The 16,086-nt window shown below is 74.9% G+C and carries 17 protein-coding genes; 12 read left to right on the top strand and 5 right to left on the bottom strand.

Features of this window, described 5'->3' with window-relative positions; genetic code table 11:
* Positions 1 to 95: 95 nt before the first annotated feature.
* Positions 96 to 1,031 (top strand): tyrosine recombinase XerC, encoded by a 936-nt coding sequence (locus ACI781_RS13920; RefSeq protein ID WP_456566704.1) that lies wholly within the window; start codon positions 96 to 98, stop codon positions 1,029 to 1,031.
* A gap of 61 nt (positions 1,032 to 1,092) precedes the next feature.
* Entirely contained in the window at positions 1,093 to 1,917 is an 825-nt protein-coding gene (gene whiG / locus ACI781_RS13915; RefSeq protein WP_456566703.1) for an RNA polymerase sigma factor WhiG, read from the top strand.
* 34 nt (positions 1,918 to 1,951) lie between these two features.
* Here whiG and ACI781_RS13910 read toward each other — a convergent pair whose 3' ends face one another.
* Entirely contained in the window at positions 1,952 to 2,470 is a 519-nt protein-coding gene (locus ACI781_RS13910) for a M23 family metallopeptidase (RefSeq protein WP_456566702.1), read from the bottom strand.
* 313 nt (positions 2,471 to 2,783) lie between these two features.
* Between ACI781_RS13910 and rpsB the strand changes: the two genes are divergently transcribed.
* The 5 genes from rpsB to ACI781_RS13885 all read left to right on the top strand — a co-directional run bounded on the left by rpsB (position 2,784) and on the right by ACI781_RS13885 (position 7,285).
* Positions 2,784 to 3,710 carry a 30S ribosomal protein S2 gene (gene rpsB, locus ACI781_RS13905; protein ID WP_456566701.1) on the top strand — a complete coding sequence of 309 codons (927 nt, stop codon included), beginning with the start codon at positions 2,784 to 2,786 and terminating at the stop codon, positions 3,708 to 3,710.
* Positions 3,711 to 3,784: 74 nt separating this feature from the next.
* Positions 3,785 to 4,600 carry a translation elongation factor Ts gene (gene tsf / locus ACI781_RS13900; RefSeq protein ID WP_456566700.1) on the top strand — a complete coding sequence of 272 codons (816 nt, stop codon included), beginning with the start codon at positions 3,785 to 3,787 and terminating at the stop codon, positions 4,598 to 4,600.
* Positions 4,601 to 4,756: 156 nt separating this feature from the next.
* A complete protein-coding gene (gene pyrH, locus ACI781_RS13895) occupies positions 4,757 to 5,554 on the top strand; it encodes a UMP kinase (RefSeq protein ID WP_456566699.1) in 798 nt (265 codons plus the stop codon).
* Positions 5,555 to 5,628: 74 nt separating this feature from the next.
* Positions 5,629 to 6,186 (top strand): ribosome recycling factor, encoded by a 558-nt coding sequence (gene frr, locus ACI781_RS13890; protein WP_456566698.1) that lies wholly within the window; start codon positions 5,629 to 5,631, stop codon positions 6,184 to 6,186.
* Positions 6,187 to 6,208: 22 nt separating this feature from the next.
* A complete protein-coding gene (locus ACI781_RS13885) occupies positions 6,209 to 7,285 on the top strand; it encodes a phosphatidate cytidylyltransferase (RefSeq protein WP_456566697.1) in 1,077 nt (358 codons plus the stop codon).
* Here the strand turns inward: ACI781_RS13885 and ACI781_RS13880 are convergent.
* Genes ACI781_RS13880 through ACI781_RS13870 form a run of 3 tightly spaced genes read right to left on the bottom strand, consistent with a single transcriptional unit; the run spans position 7,203 to position 9,656 of the window.
* Complete coding sequence (locus tag ACI781_RS13880) at positions 7,203 to 8,390, bottom strand: GNAT family N-acetyltransferase (RefSeq protein WP_456566696.1); 1,188 nt, start codon at positions 8,388 to 8,390, stop codon at positions 7,203 to 7,205. The two genes, ACI781_RS13885 and ACI781_RS13880, sit on opposite strands and share 83 nt — an antisense overlap.
* On the bottom strand, positions 8,387 to 9,145 hold the full coding sequence (locus ACI781_RS13875; RefSeq protein ID WP_456566695.1) for a polyphosphate kinase 2 family protein: 759 nt from the start codon (positions 9,143 to 9,145) through the stop codon (positions 8,387 to 8,389). The genes ACI781_RS13880 and ACI781_RS13875 overlap by 4 nt, the downstream gene beginning before the upstream one ends.
* 31 nt (positions 9,146 to 9,176) lie before the next feature.
* Positions 9,177 to 9,656: a TrmH family RNA methyltransferase gene (locus tag ACI781_RS13870; RefSeq protein WP_456566694.1), complete on the bottom strand. Its 480-nt coding sequence runs from the start codon at positions 9,654 to 9,656 to the stop codon at positions 9,177 to 9,179.
* Between the two features lie 197 nt (positions 9,657 to 9,853).
* Between ACI781_RS13870 and rlmN the strand changes: the two genes are divergently transcribed.
* Both rlmN and ACI781_RS13860 read left to right on the top strand, forming a co-directional pair.
* A complete protein-coding gene (gene rlmN, locus ACI781_RS13865; protein WP_456566693.1) occupies positions 9,854 to 11,035 on the top strand; it encodes a 23S rRNA (adenine(2503)-C(2))-methyltransferase RlmN in 1,182 nt (393 codons plus the stop codon).
* A gap of 13 nt (positions 11,036 to 11,048) precedes the next feature.
* Complete coding sequence (locus ACI781_RS13860) at positions 11,049 to 11,774, top strand: VIT1/CCC1 transporter family protein (RefSeq protein WP_456566692.1); 726 nt, start codon at positions 11,049 to 11,051, stop codon at positions 11,772 to 11,774.
* A 78-nt stretch (positions 11,775 to 11,852) separates the two neighbouring features.
* Here ACI781_RS13860 and ACI781_RS13855 read toward each other — a convergent pair whose 3' ends face one another.
* Positions 11,853 to 12,188 carry a DUF2631 domain-containing protein gene (locus tag ACI781_RS13855; RefSeq protein WP_456566691.1) on the bottom strand — a complete coding sequence of 112 codons (336 nt, stop codon included), beginning with the start codon at positions 12,186 to 12,188 and terminating at the stop codon, positions 11,853 to 11,855.
* Between the two features lie 65 nt (positions 12,189 to 12,253).
* Between ACI781_RS13855 and dxr the strand changes: the two genes are divergently transcribed.
* The 3 genes from dxr to ispG all read left to right on the top strand — a co-directional run bounded on the left by dxr (position 12,254) and on the right by ispG (position 16,086).
* Positions 12,254 to 13,453 carry a 1-deoxy-D-xylulose-5-phosphate reductoisomerase gene (gene dxr, locus ACI781_RS13850; protein WP_456566690.1) on the top strand — a complete coding sequence of 400 codons (1,200 nt, stop codon included), beginning with the start codon at positions 12,254 to 12,256 and terminating at the stop codon, positions 13,451 to 13,453.
* Positions 13,454 to 13,465: 12 nt separating this feature from the next.
* Positions 13,466 to 14,860 carry a M50 family metallopeptidase gene (locus tag ACI781_RS13845; RefSeq protein ID WP_456566747.1) on the top strand — a complete coding sequence of 465 codons (1,395 nt, stop codon included), beginning with the start codon at positions 13,466 to 13,468 and terminating at the stop codon, positions 14,858 to 14,860.
* A 65-nt stretch (positions 14,861 to 14,925) separates the two neighbouring features.
* Entirely contained in the window at positions 14,926 to 16,086 is a 1,161-nt protein-coding gene (gene ispG, locus ACI781_RS13840) for a flavodoxin-dependent (E)-4-hydroxy-3-methylbut-2-enyl-diphosphate synthase (protein WP_456566689.1), read from the top strand.

Below are 16,086 nucleotides of genomic sequence, written 5' to 3'. Positions count from 1 at the left end.
CCGGACCGAGCGTGTCCAGGAGTCGCGCGGCCGGGCCGGCCCGCCGCCCGGCGCGCCCGCTTGACCGGGCGGCCACCCCGACGGACGGTCGCTGCGTGTCCGGGTCGACGGCGGAGCTGCGCGCCGGGCTCCCGCCTGCCCTGGCCGCGGTCGTCGACGACTACGAGGAGCACCTGCGCGGGGCCCGCGAGCTGTCCGACCACACCGTTCGCGCCTACGTCACCGACGCCGTCTCCCTGCTCGACCACCTGGCCCGCCGCAGCGGCACCCGCGTCGCCGACCTGGACCTCGCCGCGCTCCGCAGCTGGCTGGCCAAGGGCCGCACCACCGGCGACAGCCGGGCGACCACCGCCCGGCGGGCCGCCGCCGCCCGGTCGTTCACCCGCTGGCTGCGCCGCGCCGGCCTCACCGGCGAGGACGTCGGCCTCCGGCTGGTCAGCCCCAAGGCGCACCGCACTCTCCCCGACGTGCTGGCGCCCGAGCAGGCCCGCACCGTCGTCGAGTCCGCCGCCGGCGCCGAGGAGCCGCTCGGCCTGCGCGACGCCGCCGTGCTGGAGCTGCTCTACGCCAGCGGCATCCGGGTGAGCGAGCTCGTGGGCCTGGACGTCGACGACGTGGACCGCGGCCGCCGCCTGCTGCGGGTGCTGGGCAAGGGCCGCAAGGAGCGCAGCGTCCCCTACGGCGCGCCCGCCGAGCGGGCCCTGGACGCCTGGCTCACCCGGGGCCGGCCCGCCCTCGCCGGCGAGCGCTCGGGGCCGGCGCTGCTGCTGGGTGCCCGCGGCGGCCGGCTCGACCCGCGCGAGGCCCGCCGGGTCGTGCACGCCGCCGTCGGGCGGGCGCCCGGCGCCCCGGACGTCGGCCCGCACGGGTTGCGGCACTCGGCGGCGACGCACGTGCTCGAGGGCGGCGCCGACCTGCGCTCGGTCCAGGAACTGCTGGGCCACGCTAGCCTCGCGACCACGCAGATCTACACGCACGTGACGGTCGAGCGGCTCCGCGCCGTGCACGCGCAGGCCCATCCGCGCGCGTGAGGGCCGACCGGCTGCCGATACTGGACTGCGATGCCCACCACGGGGCCGTCGTGACGGCCCCATGAGCGACCGGGGGACCCTCACCGTGCCCGAGGCGACGATCGACGCCCTCGACGAGTCGAACGAGGACACCGATGCGGCCATCGCCGCTCTGTGGCGCGACTACGTCACCGACCGGGACCCCGCGCTGCGCGACCGGCTGATCCTCCACTACGCGCCGCTGGTCAAGTACGTCGCCGGCCGGGTCGGCTCGGGGCTCCCCGCGCACGTCGAGCAGGCCGACCTGGCCTCCTACGGCACCTTCGGGCTGATCGACGCGATCACCCGCTACCAGCCCTCCCGCGAGGTCAAGTTCGAGAGCTACGCGATGGCCCGCATCCGCGGCGCGATCATCGACGAGCTCCGCACCACCGACTGGATCCCGCGGTCGGTGCGCAGCAAGGCCCGCCTGTTCGAGCGGACCGTCGCCGCTCTGGAGAGCCGGCTGCAGCGCAGCCCCACCGACGAGGAGGTGGCCGCCGAGATGGAGATGGACGTCGAGGACGTCCGCAAGTTCCTCGGCCAGCTGTCCCTGGTCAACGTGGTCGCCCTCGACGAGCTGCTCACCGACGACGAGGGCGGCGCCCCGCGGCTGGTCGACACGCTGCAGGACACCAGCGCCCTGGACCCGCAGGCGATGGCCGAGCACGGCGAGGCGCGCCAGCTGCTGGCCCGCGCCGTCGAGCAGCTCCCGGAGCGGGAGAAGGTCGTCGTGAGCCTCTACTACTTCGAGGGCCTCACGCTCGCCGACATCGGTCGCGTCCTCGGCGTCACCGAGAGCCGCATCTGCCAGCTGCACACGAAGGCCGTGCTGCACCTGCGCACCAAGCTCGCCGACATCGCCTGACCGGACCGGAGGAGCGCCGGGTCCGACCGCCCGGTCACGCCGCCGGGAGCAGCCGGACCCGCGGCGGCCGCAGCAGCGACAGCGGGTCCAGGTAGGTCTCGCCGCGGCGCAGCCCCCAGTGCAGGCAGGCCGCGGCGGGACAGCCGGCGTGCCCCGCGGTGAGCGTCCCGAGGGGTGCGCCCCGGACCACCGCCTGGCCCGCGCCGACGGTCGCGGCGACCGGCTCGTAGGTCGTGCGCAGCCCGCCGGGGTGGTCGACGCTCACCACCGGCCGGCCGGCGACCGACCCGGCGAACGCCACCACGCCGTCGCCCGCGGCGACCACGACCGCGCCCGGCGCCCCGGCCAGGTCGACGCCCCGGTGCCCCGGCCCGTACGGCGACGCCGGCGCCTCGAACGGCCGGGTGACCTCCGGGCCCGGCAGCGGCGCTCCCCACACCGCCGCGGGCGCCTCGGGCGCCGGCCGGGCGGCCGCCGGGCCGGGACCGGTCGAGGCCGCGACCGACAGCGCGAGGGTGAGCACGGCGGCGGCGCGGCGCGCGGCGGGGGACACGGGCTGACCCTGCCCCCGGGGCGGCGGGCAGGGCGCCGGTGACCCGGAACTGTGGACGGCGCCCGCCCCGGTGGACGCCCGGCAGGCCGCCGGGCGGGCGCGCGTATGCTGTCGGGTGCGGCCCGCCCAGGTGGGTCGACTTCGCGCGTCCTCGTACCCCGCCGCTGCTCAGCGGGGTGGTCGCCACCTCGGTCCCCGTGGTCCTCCGCGGGGTGGTGTGGCGCTCCGGACGCCAGGGCGGTGCACCACCCGGTGCCCGCGGCAACCGAGATGCGCGACCGCCCGGCGGTCGCGTGCGTACAGAGAGGCGACCATGGCAGTCGTCAGCATGAAGCAGCTGCTCGACAGCGGCGTCCACTTCGGGCACCAGACCCGTCGCTGGAACCCCAAGATGAAGCGTTTCATCTTCACCGAGCGCAACGGCATCTACATCATCGACCTGCAGCAGACGCTCGGGTACATCGACAACGCCTACGAGTTCGTCAAGCAGACGGTCGCGCACGGCGGTTCGATCCTGTTCGTCGGCACCAAGCGCCAGGCGCAGGAGGTCGTCGCCGAGCAGGCGCAGCGCGTGGGCATGCCCTACGTGAACCAGCGCTGGCTGGGCGGCATGCTCACCAACTTCCAGACCGTGCACAAGCGGCTCCAGCGCCTCAAGGAGCTCGAGGACATGGAGCAGACCGGCGTGCTGGTCAGCCTGTCCAAGAAGGAGCAGCTGGTCCTCAGCCGCGAGAAGGCCAAGCTCGAGCGCAGCCTCGGCGGCATCCGCGACATGCAGAAGGTGCCCAGCGCCATCTGGATCGTGGACACCAAGAAGGAGCACATCGCCGTCGGCGAGGCGCGCAAGCTGAACATCCCGGTCGTCGCGATCCTCGACACCAACTGCGACCCCGACGAGGTCGACTACAAGATCCCGGGCAACGACGACGCGATCCGCAGCATCACGGTGCTGACCCGCGTGGTCGCCGACGCGGTCGCCGAGGGCCTCATGGCCCGCTCGGCCGCGCAGGCCAACGCCGGCCGCGAGGACGGCGCGCAGCCGGTCATCGGTGGTGACGAGCCGCTGGCCGACTGGGAGCGCGAGCTGCTGACCGGCCAGACCGGTGAGGCTGCCGCCACCGAGCTGCCCGAGGCGCCGGCCGTCCCGCCGACCGCCACCGCCGGCGAGGTCGCCCCGGTCGAGGGCGTGCCGGCCACCGGCAGCACCGAGACCGGCACCCAGGGCGCCGAGAACGCCTGATCGCGTCCGGCGCCGTCCCCCCGAGCGGGGACGGCGCCGCACCGCCTCCACCTCCAGACCTCAGGAAGAGAGACATGGCTGACTTCACCGCAGCCGACGTCAAGCGTCTCCGCGACGCCACCGGCGCCGGCATGATGGACTGCAAGAAGGCGCTCACCGAGGCCGACGGCGACTACGACAAGGCCGTCGAGCTGCTGCGCATCAAGGGCGCCAAGGACGTCGGCAAGCGCCTGGAGCGCTCGACGACCAACGGCATCGTCGTCAGCAAGGACGGCGCCCTGCTCGAGATCGACTGCGAGACCGACTTCGTCGCCAAGAACGCCGACTTCGTCAAGCTCGGCGAGCGGCTGCTCGACATCGTCCTGGCGCAGAAGCCGGCCGACGTGGACGCGCTGCTGGCCACCGAGGTCGACGGGCAGACCGTCGCCTCGCTGATCGAGGCCGAGTCGGCCCGCATCGGCGAGAAGCTGGTCCTCTCCCGCTTCGCCGTCTTCGAGGGCACCACCGCCACCTACCTGCACAAGCGGGCCACCGACCTGCCCCCGGGCATCGGTGTCGCGGTGCAGTACAGCGGCGGCTCCGAGGAGGCGGCGCGCAGCCTCGCGATGCACATCGCGGCCGCCCGCCCGCGCTACCTCACCCGCGAGGAGGTCCCGGCCGACGCGGTCGAGACCGAGCGCCGGGTCGCCGAGCAGACCGCCAAGGAGGAGGGCAAGCCCGAGCAGGCGATCACCAAGATCGTCGAGGGGCGGGTCAACGCCTACTACAAGGACTTCGTCCTGCTCGAGCAGCCGTCGATCACCGAGCCCAAGCGCACGGTGAAGCAGATCGTCGACGAGGCCGGCCTGACCGTGGAGCGCTTCGTCCGCTTCGAGGTCGGCCAGGCCTGACCGCCGCCGCGTGACCACCGGCCCCGTCCCCCTCGGGGGGCGGGGCCGGTGGTGCGTCCGGGCCCGGCTGTCCGGACCGGGCGCATGAGGCAGGATCACCGGAACGGCACCACCAGCACGACATCACCAGGACGCCGCCGAGCGAGGGATGAGCAGTTGACCGACACCGTCGCGCCGAGCACGACCACCCACCAGATCGCGCCCACCTCCGCGCCCACGGCCTTCCAGCCGGCAGACGGCGCCGGCTACCAGCGGGTGCTGCTGAAGCTGTCCGGTGAGGCGTTCGGCGGCGGCAACGTCGGCGTGGACTCGGGCATCGTGCACAGCATCGCCCAGCAGCTGGCCGACGTCGTGCACGCCGGCACGCAGGTCGCGGTCGTGGTCGGCGGGGGCAACTTCTTCCGGGGGGCGGAGCTGGCGCAGGCGGGCATGGACCGCCGGCACGCCGACTACATGGGCATGCTCGGCACGGTCATGAACGCCCTGGCGCTGCAGGCCTTCTGCGAGCAGGTGGGCCTGGAGACGCGCGTGCAGACGGCGATCACGATGGGCCAGGTCGCCGAGCCCTACATCCCGCGCAAGGCCGTCCGGCACCTGGAGAAGGGCCGGCTGGTCATCTTCGGCGCGGGCGCGGGCATGCCCTACTTCTCCACCGACACCGTCGCCGCCCAGCGCGCGCTGGAGATCGGCTGCCAGGTGCTGCTCATGGCCAAGAACGGCGTCGACGGCGTCTACGACGACGACCCGCGGCGCAACCCCGACGCCACCATGTACACCGACCTGGACTACGCCACCGTCCTGGCCGACGAGCTCAAGGTCGCCGACGCCACCGCGATCAGCCTCTCGATGGAGAACCGGATGCCGATCGTGGTGTTCAACCTCCTGCAGGACGGGAACATCGCGCGGGCGGTCGCAGGTGAGAGGATCGGGACGCTGATCAGCACGCCGGCCTGAACCGCGCGCCGACGGCACACCCGAGGACAGAGGAAGGCGGCCCACGAGGGCGCCGCCGCAGGAGGGACAGACCCGTGATCGACGACACCCTGCTCGACGCCGAGGAGCGGATGGACAAGGCCCTGTCGGTCGCTCGGGAGGACCTCGGCTCGGTGCGCACCGGCCGCGCCGCGCCGTCCATGTTCAACCGCATCGTGGTCGACTACTACGGCGCACCGACCCCGGTCCCGCAGATGGCCTCCATCACCGTGCCCGAGGCCCGCATGGCGGTCATCAAGCCCTACGACAACGGGCAGCTCGGCGCGATCGAGAAGGCCATCCGCGACAGCGACCTGGGCGTCAACCCGACCAACGACGGCCAGATCATCCGCGTGGTCTTCCCGCAGCTGACCGAGGAGCGCCGGCGCGACCTGGTGAAGATGGCCCGGTCCAAGGGCGAGGACGCCAAGGTCGCCATCCGCAACATCCGCCGGCGCAGCAAGGAGGAGCTCGACCGCATCGCCAAGGACGGCGAGGCCGGCGAGGACGACGTGCGCCGCGCGGAGAAGGAGCTCGACGACCTCACCGCCCAGCACGTGGGCCACGTCGACGAGGCGGTCAAGAACAAGGAGAGCGAGCTCCTCGAGGTCTGACCCGACCTCTCTCGCCGCGACCATGAGACGCGAGTCCGACACCGGCCCGTTGCCGGCGGCCTCCCCGGCGGGGCCGCCGCCACCGTCGGGACCGCCGACGGCGGAGCTGGCCGTCCCCGCCACCCGGGCCGTCCCCCTGCCCGGCGGCGCTCCCCGGGACGAGCCCGCCGGCGTCCCGGCCACCAACGAGATCGCCGTCCCGCGCCCGGCGCCCGCCGCCGGCGCGCACGCGGCCGAGGAGCGGGGGGCCGCCGCACCCGAGGAGGCGGTCATCGAGCCGAAGGCGAGCCGGGCGGGCCGCAACCTCACCGCGGCGATCGCCGTCGGGCTGACCCTCGGCGCCGTCATCGTCGCCTCGCTGCTGGTCCGGCGGGAGGCGTTCCTGCTGGTCCTCGGCGCCGCCGTGCTGGTCTCGGTCGTCGAACTGGGCGGGGCGCTGCGGGCCGGCCGGGCGGCGCCGCCGGTGGTGCCCGTCGTCGTCGGCGCGGTGGCGATGATCGCCCTGGCCTGGACCCGCGGCGCCACCGGGCTCGTCGTCGCCTTCCTGCTGACCGTGCTCGCCGTCCTGCTGTGGCGGCTCGCGGACGGCCCCGAGGGCTACCTGCGCGACGCCGCCGCCGGGGTGCTCGTCGCCCTGTACGTGCCGCTGCTGGCGGGCTTCGCCGTCCTGCTGCTGGTGCCCGACGACGGCGCGACCCGCGTGCTGTTGTTCATCGCCACCGTGGTCGGCAACGACGTCGGCGGCTACACCGCGGGCGTCCTGTTCGGTCGGCACCCGATGGCCCCGACGGTGAGCCCGAAGAAGTCCTGGGAGGGCATGGCCGGCTCCGTCGTCCTCTGCGTGGCGATCGCGACGCCCATCGTCATCCTCGGCCTCGACGGCCCCTGGTGGGGCGGCGTGGTGTTCGGCGCGGCACTGGCGGTCAGCGCGACGCTCGGGGACCTGGGGGAGTCGCTGATCAAGCGCGACCTGGGCATCAAGGACATGGGCAGCCTGCTGCCCGGCCACGGCGGCCTCATGGACCGCATGGACTCGCTGCTCCCCTCGGCCGCGGTCGCGTGGCTGCTGCTGACGTGGGTGGTGGCGCCGCCCGTCTAGCGCCGCCCGTCTGGGGCCCCGCCACCTCCCACACGGTGCCCACCTCGGCGAACCCGCGCCGGGCGTACCAGCCACGGGGCCAGTCGCCGGCGGCCGTCTCCACCACGACCAGGTCGCAGCCGGCCTCGACCGCGCCGTCCAGGGCGGCCGACAGCACCGCGTCCCCGTGCCCGCGGCGGCGTGCCGCGGCGTCGGTGAGGACGGCGTCGACGAGGGCGGTGGCGCCGTCGACGCGCAGCCGGCCGGCGGCGACCACCCGCCCCTCCTCCCGCACGGCCAGGTCGGTGACGGCGACGACGCGGTCGTCGCGCTGCGCGCGGCCGACGAGCTCCTCCACCACCTCGGGCCGGTCCGGGGACGGCGGCAGCGTGCGCCGCCACGACCGGCGCCACAGGTCGTGCACCTCGTGCTGGTCCACGGGCACGGCACGCGGTCCGGCGCGACCGGCGGTGGCCGGCCGCGCCATCACCCGGACCTCCTCGGCGCGCCACCCGTCCGCGGCGAGCTCCCCGGCCACCCGTTCGGCCCCGGCCCAGCGGAGCGTGGCGGAGCAGTGGCCCAGCCCCGCCTCCCGGGCGAGGGCATCCGCGGTGCGCGCGACGGTCGCGGCGTCGACCGGGTCCGACAGCAGCAGGCGGCCGTCGTCGGGCGCGTGCCGGCACCCCGGGTGCAGCACCGCGACGCCGCCGGGCACGTCGCGCACCTCGGCCGCGCGGCGGACGCGCAGCGAGAGCGCGTGCGCCAGCGCCCGGCCCAGGGCGTCCTGCGGCGTGGGCAGCACCGGGACCGCCGGGGGCAGCCACGGCACGACCGCGACGACCGCCGCGGTGGGCAGCGGGCCGTACAGGTGCGGGAACCGCATCGCCGCGGGGTCCCCGGGCACCCCCGGCTCGAACCGCACCGGACCGGTCAGCCGGGCCGGGTCCACCACGAGCAGCACGAGGTCCCGGCGCCCGGGGTACAGCCGGGCGGCGGGCAGGTGCACCTGGTCCGGGGTGGACAGGTGCACGAACCCGGTCAGCGCCAGCGAGGGCGGCCGCACCGCGCCGGTGTCCAGCGCGGCCCGCCAGGCGGCCGGCTCGGCGAGGTGCAGCAGCGGGGTCACGCGGCGTCGGGGTCGACGCCCCGCGCGCGCAGCGCGGCCTCGATCGCCTCGCAGACCGTGCGGACGACGGACACCCGGGCCCACCGCTTGTCGTCGCCGGCGACCACGTGCCAGGGGGCGACCGGGGCGTCGGTGCGGTGCAGCATCTCCTCGACCGCCGCCTCGTAGGCGCCCCGCTTGTCCCGGTTGCGCCAGTCCTCGTCGGTCAGCTTCCAGGCCTTGAGCGGGTCGTCGCGCCGGGCCTCGAAGCGCCGCAGCTGCTCATCGGGGGAGACGTGCATCCAGAACTTCACCAGCACCGTCCCCTCGGCGGCGAGCGTCCGCTCGAGGTCGGTGATCTCGCGGTAGGCGCGCTGCCACGCCGCCTCCGGGGCGAGGCCCTCGACCCGCTCGACCAGCACCCGGCCGTACCAGGAGCGGTCCAGCACGGTCATGCCGCCCCAGCCGGGCAGGGCCGGCCAGAACCGCCACAGGAAGTGGTGGCGCTTCTCGTCGGGCGTCGGCGCGGCGAACTGGGCGACCCGCACGTGGCGCGGGTCCAGCACCTCGACGAGCCGCTTGATCGCCCCGCCCTTGCCCGAGGCGTCCCAGCCCTCGAACAGCACGCACAGCGGCGGGCCGAGCTCGCCCGAGCCCAGCTGCCCGCCCAGGAGCAGCCGCAGGTGCACCAGCCGCCGCTGCGCCGCGGCCAGCTGCTCCTTGCCCTCCTTCTTCCCCAGGTGCAGGGACAGGTCCACGTCGGCGAGGCGGCTCATGCCGCGAGCCTCGCCCGCCCGGCGGTCGCTGTCACCCCGGCGGCGGTGCGGCGTGCTGCCGGACCCACGCGTGCATGGCGATCCCCGCGGCCACGCCGGCGTTGATCGACCGGGTCGAGCCGTACTGCGCGATGGACAGCACCCCGTCGGCCAGCTCCCGGGCGGGCTCGGACAGGCCGGTGCCCTCCTGGCCGAACAGCAGCACGCAGGCGCGCGGGAGCGGCTCGGTCTCCAGCGGCCGCGCGCCGGGCAGGTTGTCCACGGCCAGCAGCGGCAGTTCTCGCTCGCGCGCCCAGGCCGCGAGCGTGGCGACGTCGGGGGAGTGGTGCACGTGCAGGTACCGGTCGGTCACCATCGCGCCGCGCCGGTTCCAGCGCCGCCGTCCCACGACGTGCACGCCGGCGGCGAGGAACGCGTTCGCGGTCCGCACCACCGTCCCGATGTTGAGGTCGTGCTTCCAGTTCTCGATCGCCACGTGGAAGGGGTGCCGCCGGGTGTCGAGGTCGGCCACGACCGCCTCGACGGTCCAGTACCGGTAGCGGTCGGCGACGTTGCGCCGGTCGCCGTGCGCCAGCAGCTCGGGGTCGTAGCGGGGGTCCTGCGGCCAGGGCCCCTCCCAGGGCCGACGCCGACGTCGTCCACCGCCGGGGTGAGTTCCCTCTCGGCGTCGGACACCCGGTGCACGGTAGTGGGACCATGGACGGCGCCATGACTGCCCTGCCCCTGGTCTTCGACGCCCCCCGCCGGGGCAAGCCGCCCCGCCACCTCGCCGACCTCACCCGGGAGGAGGCGCGGGCCGCCGTCGCGGAGCTGGGCCAGCCGGCGTTCCGCGCCGACCAGCTCGCCCGGCACTTCTACCGGGGCACCACCGACCCGGCGCAGATGACCGACGTCCCGGCCGCCGCCCGCGAGCCCCTGGCGTCGGCGCTGCTGCCCGGCCTGCTGACCCCGGTGCGGCACCAGGCCGCCGACGGTGGGCGCACCCGCAAGACGCTGTGGCGGCTGCACGACGGGGCCCTGGTCGAGAGCGTGCTCATGCGCTATCCCGACCGGGCCACGGTGTGCATCTCCAGCCAGGCCGGCTGCGGCATGGCCTGCCCGTTCTGCGCCACGGGGCAGAGCGGGCTGACCCGCAACCTGTCGGCCGCGGAGATCATCGGCCAGGCCGTGGCGGCCGCGCGGGCGATGGCCGACGGCGAGCTGCCGGGCGGGCCGGGCCGGCTGTCCAACGTCGTCTTCATGGGCATGGGGGAGCCGCTGGCCAACTACGCCCGCGTCCGCCGGACCCTCGAGGCGCTGTACACGCCCGCCCCGCACGGGCTCGGGCTCTCCCAGCGGTCGATCACGGTGTCCACGGTCGGCGTCGTCCCCGGGATCCGGAAGCTCACCGAGGAGGGCCTGTCGGCCACCCTCGCGGTCAGCCTGCACGCCCCCGACGACGAGCTGCGCGACACCCTCGTGCCGATCAACACCCGGTGGAAGGTCGCCGAGGTCGTCGCCGCCGCCGACGAGTACGCCGAGCGCACCGGCCGCCGGTACTCGATCGAGTACGCGCTCATCCGGGACGTCAACGACCAGCCGCACCGCGCCGACCTGCTCGGCCGGCTGCTGGCCCGCCGCCGCGCGCACGTCAACCTGATCCCGCTCAACCCGACGCCCGGCAGCCCGTGGGACGCCAGCCCGCTGCCCGCCCAGCGCGAGTTCGTGGCCCGGCTGCGCGCCGCCGGCGTGCCGACGACGGTGCGCGACACCCGCGGGCAGGACATCGACGGCGCCTGCGGGCAGCTGGCCGCCGCCGATCTCGCCGACGGCGTGCCCGCGGTGGCGACGGTCCCGGCCACGGAGCCCGTGGAGCCGCCGGTGCCGCTCGGCGCGGAGGCCGACGCGTGAGCCGGTCGCACCGGTGAGCGAGGTCGTGAGCCCGCGGGCGGCCGCCGAGCACTCCGAGCACAGCCACGCCGACGTCTCCGGCGGCTGGCTGCGCGCCGCCGTGTTCGGCGCGATGGACGGGCTGGTCACGAACACCGCGCTCGTCGCCGGCGTCGGTGGCGGCGGCGCCGCCCCGCGGGCCGTCGTGCTGGCCGGCGTCGCGAGCCTCGTCGCCGGGGCGCTGTCCATGGCGCTGGGCGAGTACACCTCGGTGAGGACGCAGAACGAGCAGCTCCACCTCGAAGTGGCCAAGGAGCGCCGGGAGCTGGAGGTGAACCCCCGCGGGGAGCTGGCCGAGCTGGTGCACCAGCTGCGGGTCCGGGGCGTGGAGGCCGACCTCGCCGAGCAGGTGGCCGAGCAGCTGTCCCGGGACCCGGAGACGGCGCTGCGCCTGCACGTGGTGGCCGAGCTGGGGGTGACCGTCGACGACCAGCCGTCGCCGTGGACGGCGGCCCTGTCCTCGCTGGTCACGTTCTCCGTCGGCGCGGCGGTGCCGCTGCTGCCCTACCTGTTCGGCGTCTCGCTGCTGTGGGTGGCGCTGGTCAGCGGCGGGGTGGGCCTCGCGGTGGCCGGTGCGCTCTCCTCGCGGTTCACGCCCCGGCCGTGGTGGTATGCCGCGGGCCGGCAGCTGCTGTTCGGCGCGGTCGCCAGCACCGCGACCTACCTGATCGGGCTGGCGATCGGCGTCACCGCCACCTGAGCCTCCCTGCCGGCCCCGGACGCGCGAGGAGGCCCGCCCCCACCGGGGACGGGCCTCCTCGCGCGTTCGCCGCTCAGCTCACTTGGCGCGCCAGGCGTTCTTCCGGCGCCGGATGTCCATCAGCAGGATCAGGACCATCACGGCGGCGACACCCACGACCCAGATGTCCTCGACCCGGCCCTCGTGGTTGCCGACCAGGTAGGCGAGGACGACCAGCACCGCGATCCAGGCCCCGATGCGGCCGGCGCGGCCGGTCTCGCCGTGCCAGCCCCAGTCCTCGGGACGCTCGTGCTCGACCGGGTGCGCGTCGTGGCGCACGATCCCTTCCTCGCGGTTGGGCTGGTTGACGCGCGAGGTGTCGGGGTGGTCCAGGCTGACGCGGTCCCGGTGGGTCTGCTCGCTCACGGCGCTCATCCTGCCAGCCCGTGCGTGCCGCGACCGCACGAGGGCGTCGGCGGGTCGTGCGGGAGGATCGGCGCATGAGCCAGCCGCGCGAGGTGACCGTCCTCGGCTCGACCGGGTCGATCGGCCGGCAGGCCGTCGCGGTCGCCGAGCAGAACCCCGACCGGCTGCGGATCACCGGCCTGGCCGCGGGCGGGGGCAACGTCGCCCAGCTCGCCGACCAGGCCCTGGCCCTCGGGGTGCGCACCGTCGCCGTCGCCCGGGCCACCGCCGCCCAGGACCTGCAGCTGGCCTTCTACGCGGCGGCGTCGAAGCGCGGCTGGTCGGCGGGGGAGTACGCGCTGCCGGAGATCCTCGCCGGTCCGCGCGCCGCCGACGAGCTCGCCGCGCGGCCGGCCGACGTCGTCCTCAACGGCATCACCGGCTCCATCGGACTGGGTCCGACGCTGTCCGCGCTGTCCGCCGGGCGGACGGTGGCGCTGGCCAACAAGGAGTCGCTGGTCGCCGGCGGGGACCTGGTGACCGCGGCGGCGGCGCCCGGCCAGCTGGTCCCGGTCGACTCCGAGCACTCGGCGCTGGCCCAGTGCCTGCGCGGCGGGGCCCGCGGCGAGGTGGCCCGCCTGGTGCTCACCGCCAGCGGCGGCCCGTTCCGCGGGCGCACCGCCGCCGAGCTGGCCGACGTCACCGTCGAGCAGGCGCTGGCCCACCCCACCTGGGACATGGGTCCGGTGGTCACGATCAACTCGGCGACGCTGGTGAACAAGGGGCTGGAGCTCATCGAGGCCCACCTGCTGTTCGGCATCCCCTACGCCGACATCGACGTCGTGGTCCACCCGCAGTCGATCGTCCACTCGATGGTGACCTTCGCCGACGGCGCGACCATCGCGCAGGCCAGCCCGCCGGACATGCGGCTGCCGATCGCGCTGGCCCTGGCCTGGCCCGACCGGCTCCCGCACGTGCAGCCCGCCCTGGACTGGTCGGCCGCCTCGACGTGGGAGTTCGCGCCGCTGGACGCCGACGCCTTCCCCGCCGTCCGCCTCGCGCGCGCCGCCGGGGAGGCCGGCGGCGTCGTGCCGGCGATGTTCAACGCGGCCAACGAGGAGGCCGTCGCGGCGTTCCTCGCCGGCCGGCTGCCGTTCCGGGGCATCGTCGACCTCGTCGCGCGTACCCTCGACGACGCGCCGGACCTCGGCGCCCCCACCTGCGTGGACGACGTGCTCGCCGCGGAGCGGCGGGCCCGCCAGCACGCCCGCGCCGCCATCGGCCGGTTGAACTGACGGAGGCCTGACCTGACCGGCATCCTGCTGACGGTCCTCGGGATCGTCGCGTTCGCCCTCGGCCTCCTGTTCTCGATCGGCTTCCACGAGTTCGGCCACTTCTTCTGGGCCCGGAAGTTCGGCATGCGCGTGCCGCAGTTCTTCGTCGGGTTCGGTCCCACGGTGTTCTCGCGGACCCGCGGCGAGACCGAGTACGGCGTCAAGGCGATCCCGATGGGCGGCTTCATCCGGATCGTCGGGATGATCCCGCCCGCCGAGGAGGGCGAGAGCAAGCGCGCCACGCGCATGCGCAGCTTCATCGCCGAGGTCCGCGGGCAGGCGCTCAACGACATCCGCCCGGGCGACGAGGGGCGCGTCTTCTACGCCAAGCCGTGGTGGCAGCGCGTGGTCGTCATGTCCGCCGGGCCGCTGCACAACCTCGTCCTGGCGGTCGTGTTCTTCACCGTCACGCTGACCGCGATCGGGATCAGCGTGCTCCCGACCCAGCTGGAGTCGGTGCCGGCCTGCGTGGTGCCCGCGAACGCCCAGAGCATCGACCGGGCCGCGGCGGACGGCAGCGACGTCTGCGAGATCCCGATCGTCACGCGGGGGGCCGACGCCGGCCAGGTGTGCGAGCTGGGCACCCCGGACTGCGCGGTCCCGCAGCCCAGCCCCGCGGCCCGGGCCGGGCTGAGGCCCGGCGACACCATCGTCGCGATCGACGGGCGCGGCATCGACCCCGACGCCTACGACAGCTGGTCGACCGTGCAGGACGCGATCCGCAGCTCCCCGGGCCGCGAGCTGACGCTGACCATCGAGCGCGACGGCGACCGGCGCGACGTCGCCGTCACCCCGATCGAGAACACCGTCGTCGCCGAGGACGGCGAGGGGACGACGACGGCCGGGTACCTGGGCATCTCCCCGGCGCGCAACGGCTTCGCCCGGCAGTCCCTCGAGGACGTCCCCGGCTACTTCGGGATGATCGTCAGCAACTCCGTCGAGAAGCTCGCCGAGATCCCCGAGCGGGTCCCGCAGCTGTTCCGGGCCGCCTTCCTCGGCGAGGAGCGCGACGCCAACGGCCCGATCGGCGTCGTCGGGGTGGGCCGGATCTCGGGCGAGGTCTTCGCCTTCGACGACTTCAGCGCCGCCCAGAAGCTGAGCTTCTTCCTCAGCCTGCTGGCCAGCGTCAACCTCGTGCTGTTCCTGTTCAACCTGCTGCCGATGTACCCGCTCGACGGCGGCCACGTCGCCGGCGCGCTGTACGAGAAGGCCCGGTCCACGGTGGCCCGCTGGCGCGGCCGCCCCGACCCCGGGCCCTTCGACATCGCCCGGCTGATGCCGGTCGCCTACGCGGTGGCCGGGGTGTTCATCGCGCTGTCGGGGCTGCTGCTGGTCGCCGACATCGTCAACCCGATCACGCTGCGGTAGCCGGTCCCGCGCACGTCACAGCCGTGTCGCGGGCGCCGGCGGGTCCGCGGGGGATACTGGGAGCCATGGCCATCCCCGTCGGTCTCGGCATGCCCGCAGCGCCCCCGCCCGTCCTGGCCCCCCGCCGGAAGACGCGGCAGCTGGACGTGGGTGGCGTCGGGGTGGGCAGCGACTCCCCGGTCAGCGTGCAGTCGATGACGACGACGAAGACGGCCGACGTCAACGCGACCCTGCAGCAGATCGCCGAGCTGACCGCCGCCGGGTGCCAGATCGTGCGCGTCGCGGTCCCCGACACCGACGACGCGGAGGCGCTGCCGGAGATCGCCCGGCACTCACAGATCCCGGTGATCGCCGACATCCACTTCCAGCCGCGCTACGTGTTCGCCGCGATCGACGCCGGCTGCGCCGCGGTGCGCGTCAACCCGGGCAACATCAAGAAGTTCGACGACCGCGTGGGCGAGATCGCCAAGGCCGCGGGTGACGCCGGCACCCCCATCCGGATCGGCGTCAACGCGGGCTCCCTGGACAAGCGGCTGCTCGCGAAGTACGGCAAGGCGACCCCGGAGGCGCTGGTCGAGTCGGCGCTGTGGGAGTGCTCGCTGTTCGAGGAGCACGGCTTCCGCGACCTGAAGATCTCGGTCAAGCACAACGACCCGGTCGTCATGGTCCGCGCCTACGAGCTGCTGGCCGCCCAGTGCGACTACCCGCTGCACCTGGGCGTCACCGAGGCGGGGCCCGCGTTCCAGGGCACGATCAAGTCGGCGGTCGCGTTCGGCGCGCTGCTGAGCAAGGGGATCGGCGACACCATCCGCGTCTCCCTCTCCGCGCCGCCGGTGGAGGAGGTCAAGGTCGGCACCCAGATCCTGGAGTCGCTGAACCTGCGCCAGCGCGGCCTGGAGATCGTCAGCTGCCCCTCCTGCGGCCGGGCCCAGGTCGACGTCTACAAGCTCGCCGACGAGGTGACCGCGGGCCTGGACGGGCTGGAGGTGCCGCTGCGCGTGGCCGTCATGGGCTGCGTCGTCAACGGCCCCGGCGAGGCCCGCGAGGCCGACCTCGGCGTCGCCTCGGGCAACGGCAAGGGGCAGATCTTCGTCAAGGGCGAGGTCGTGAAGACCGTGCCGGAGTCGCAGATCGTGGAGACGCTCATCGAGGAGGCCCTCCGGCTCGCCGGCGAGCAGGCCGACGACGGCGTCCCCTCGGGGTCGCCCGTGGTCACCGTCGGCTGA

This window comes from Blastococcus sp. SYSU D00695, assembly GCF_054050555.1.
This window is presented reverse-complemented; position numbering and strand designations above follow the sequence as displayed.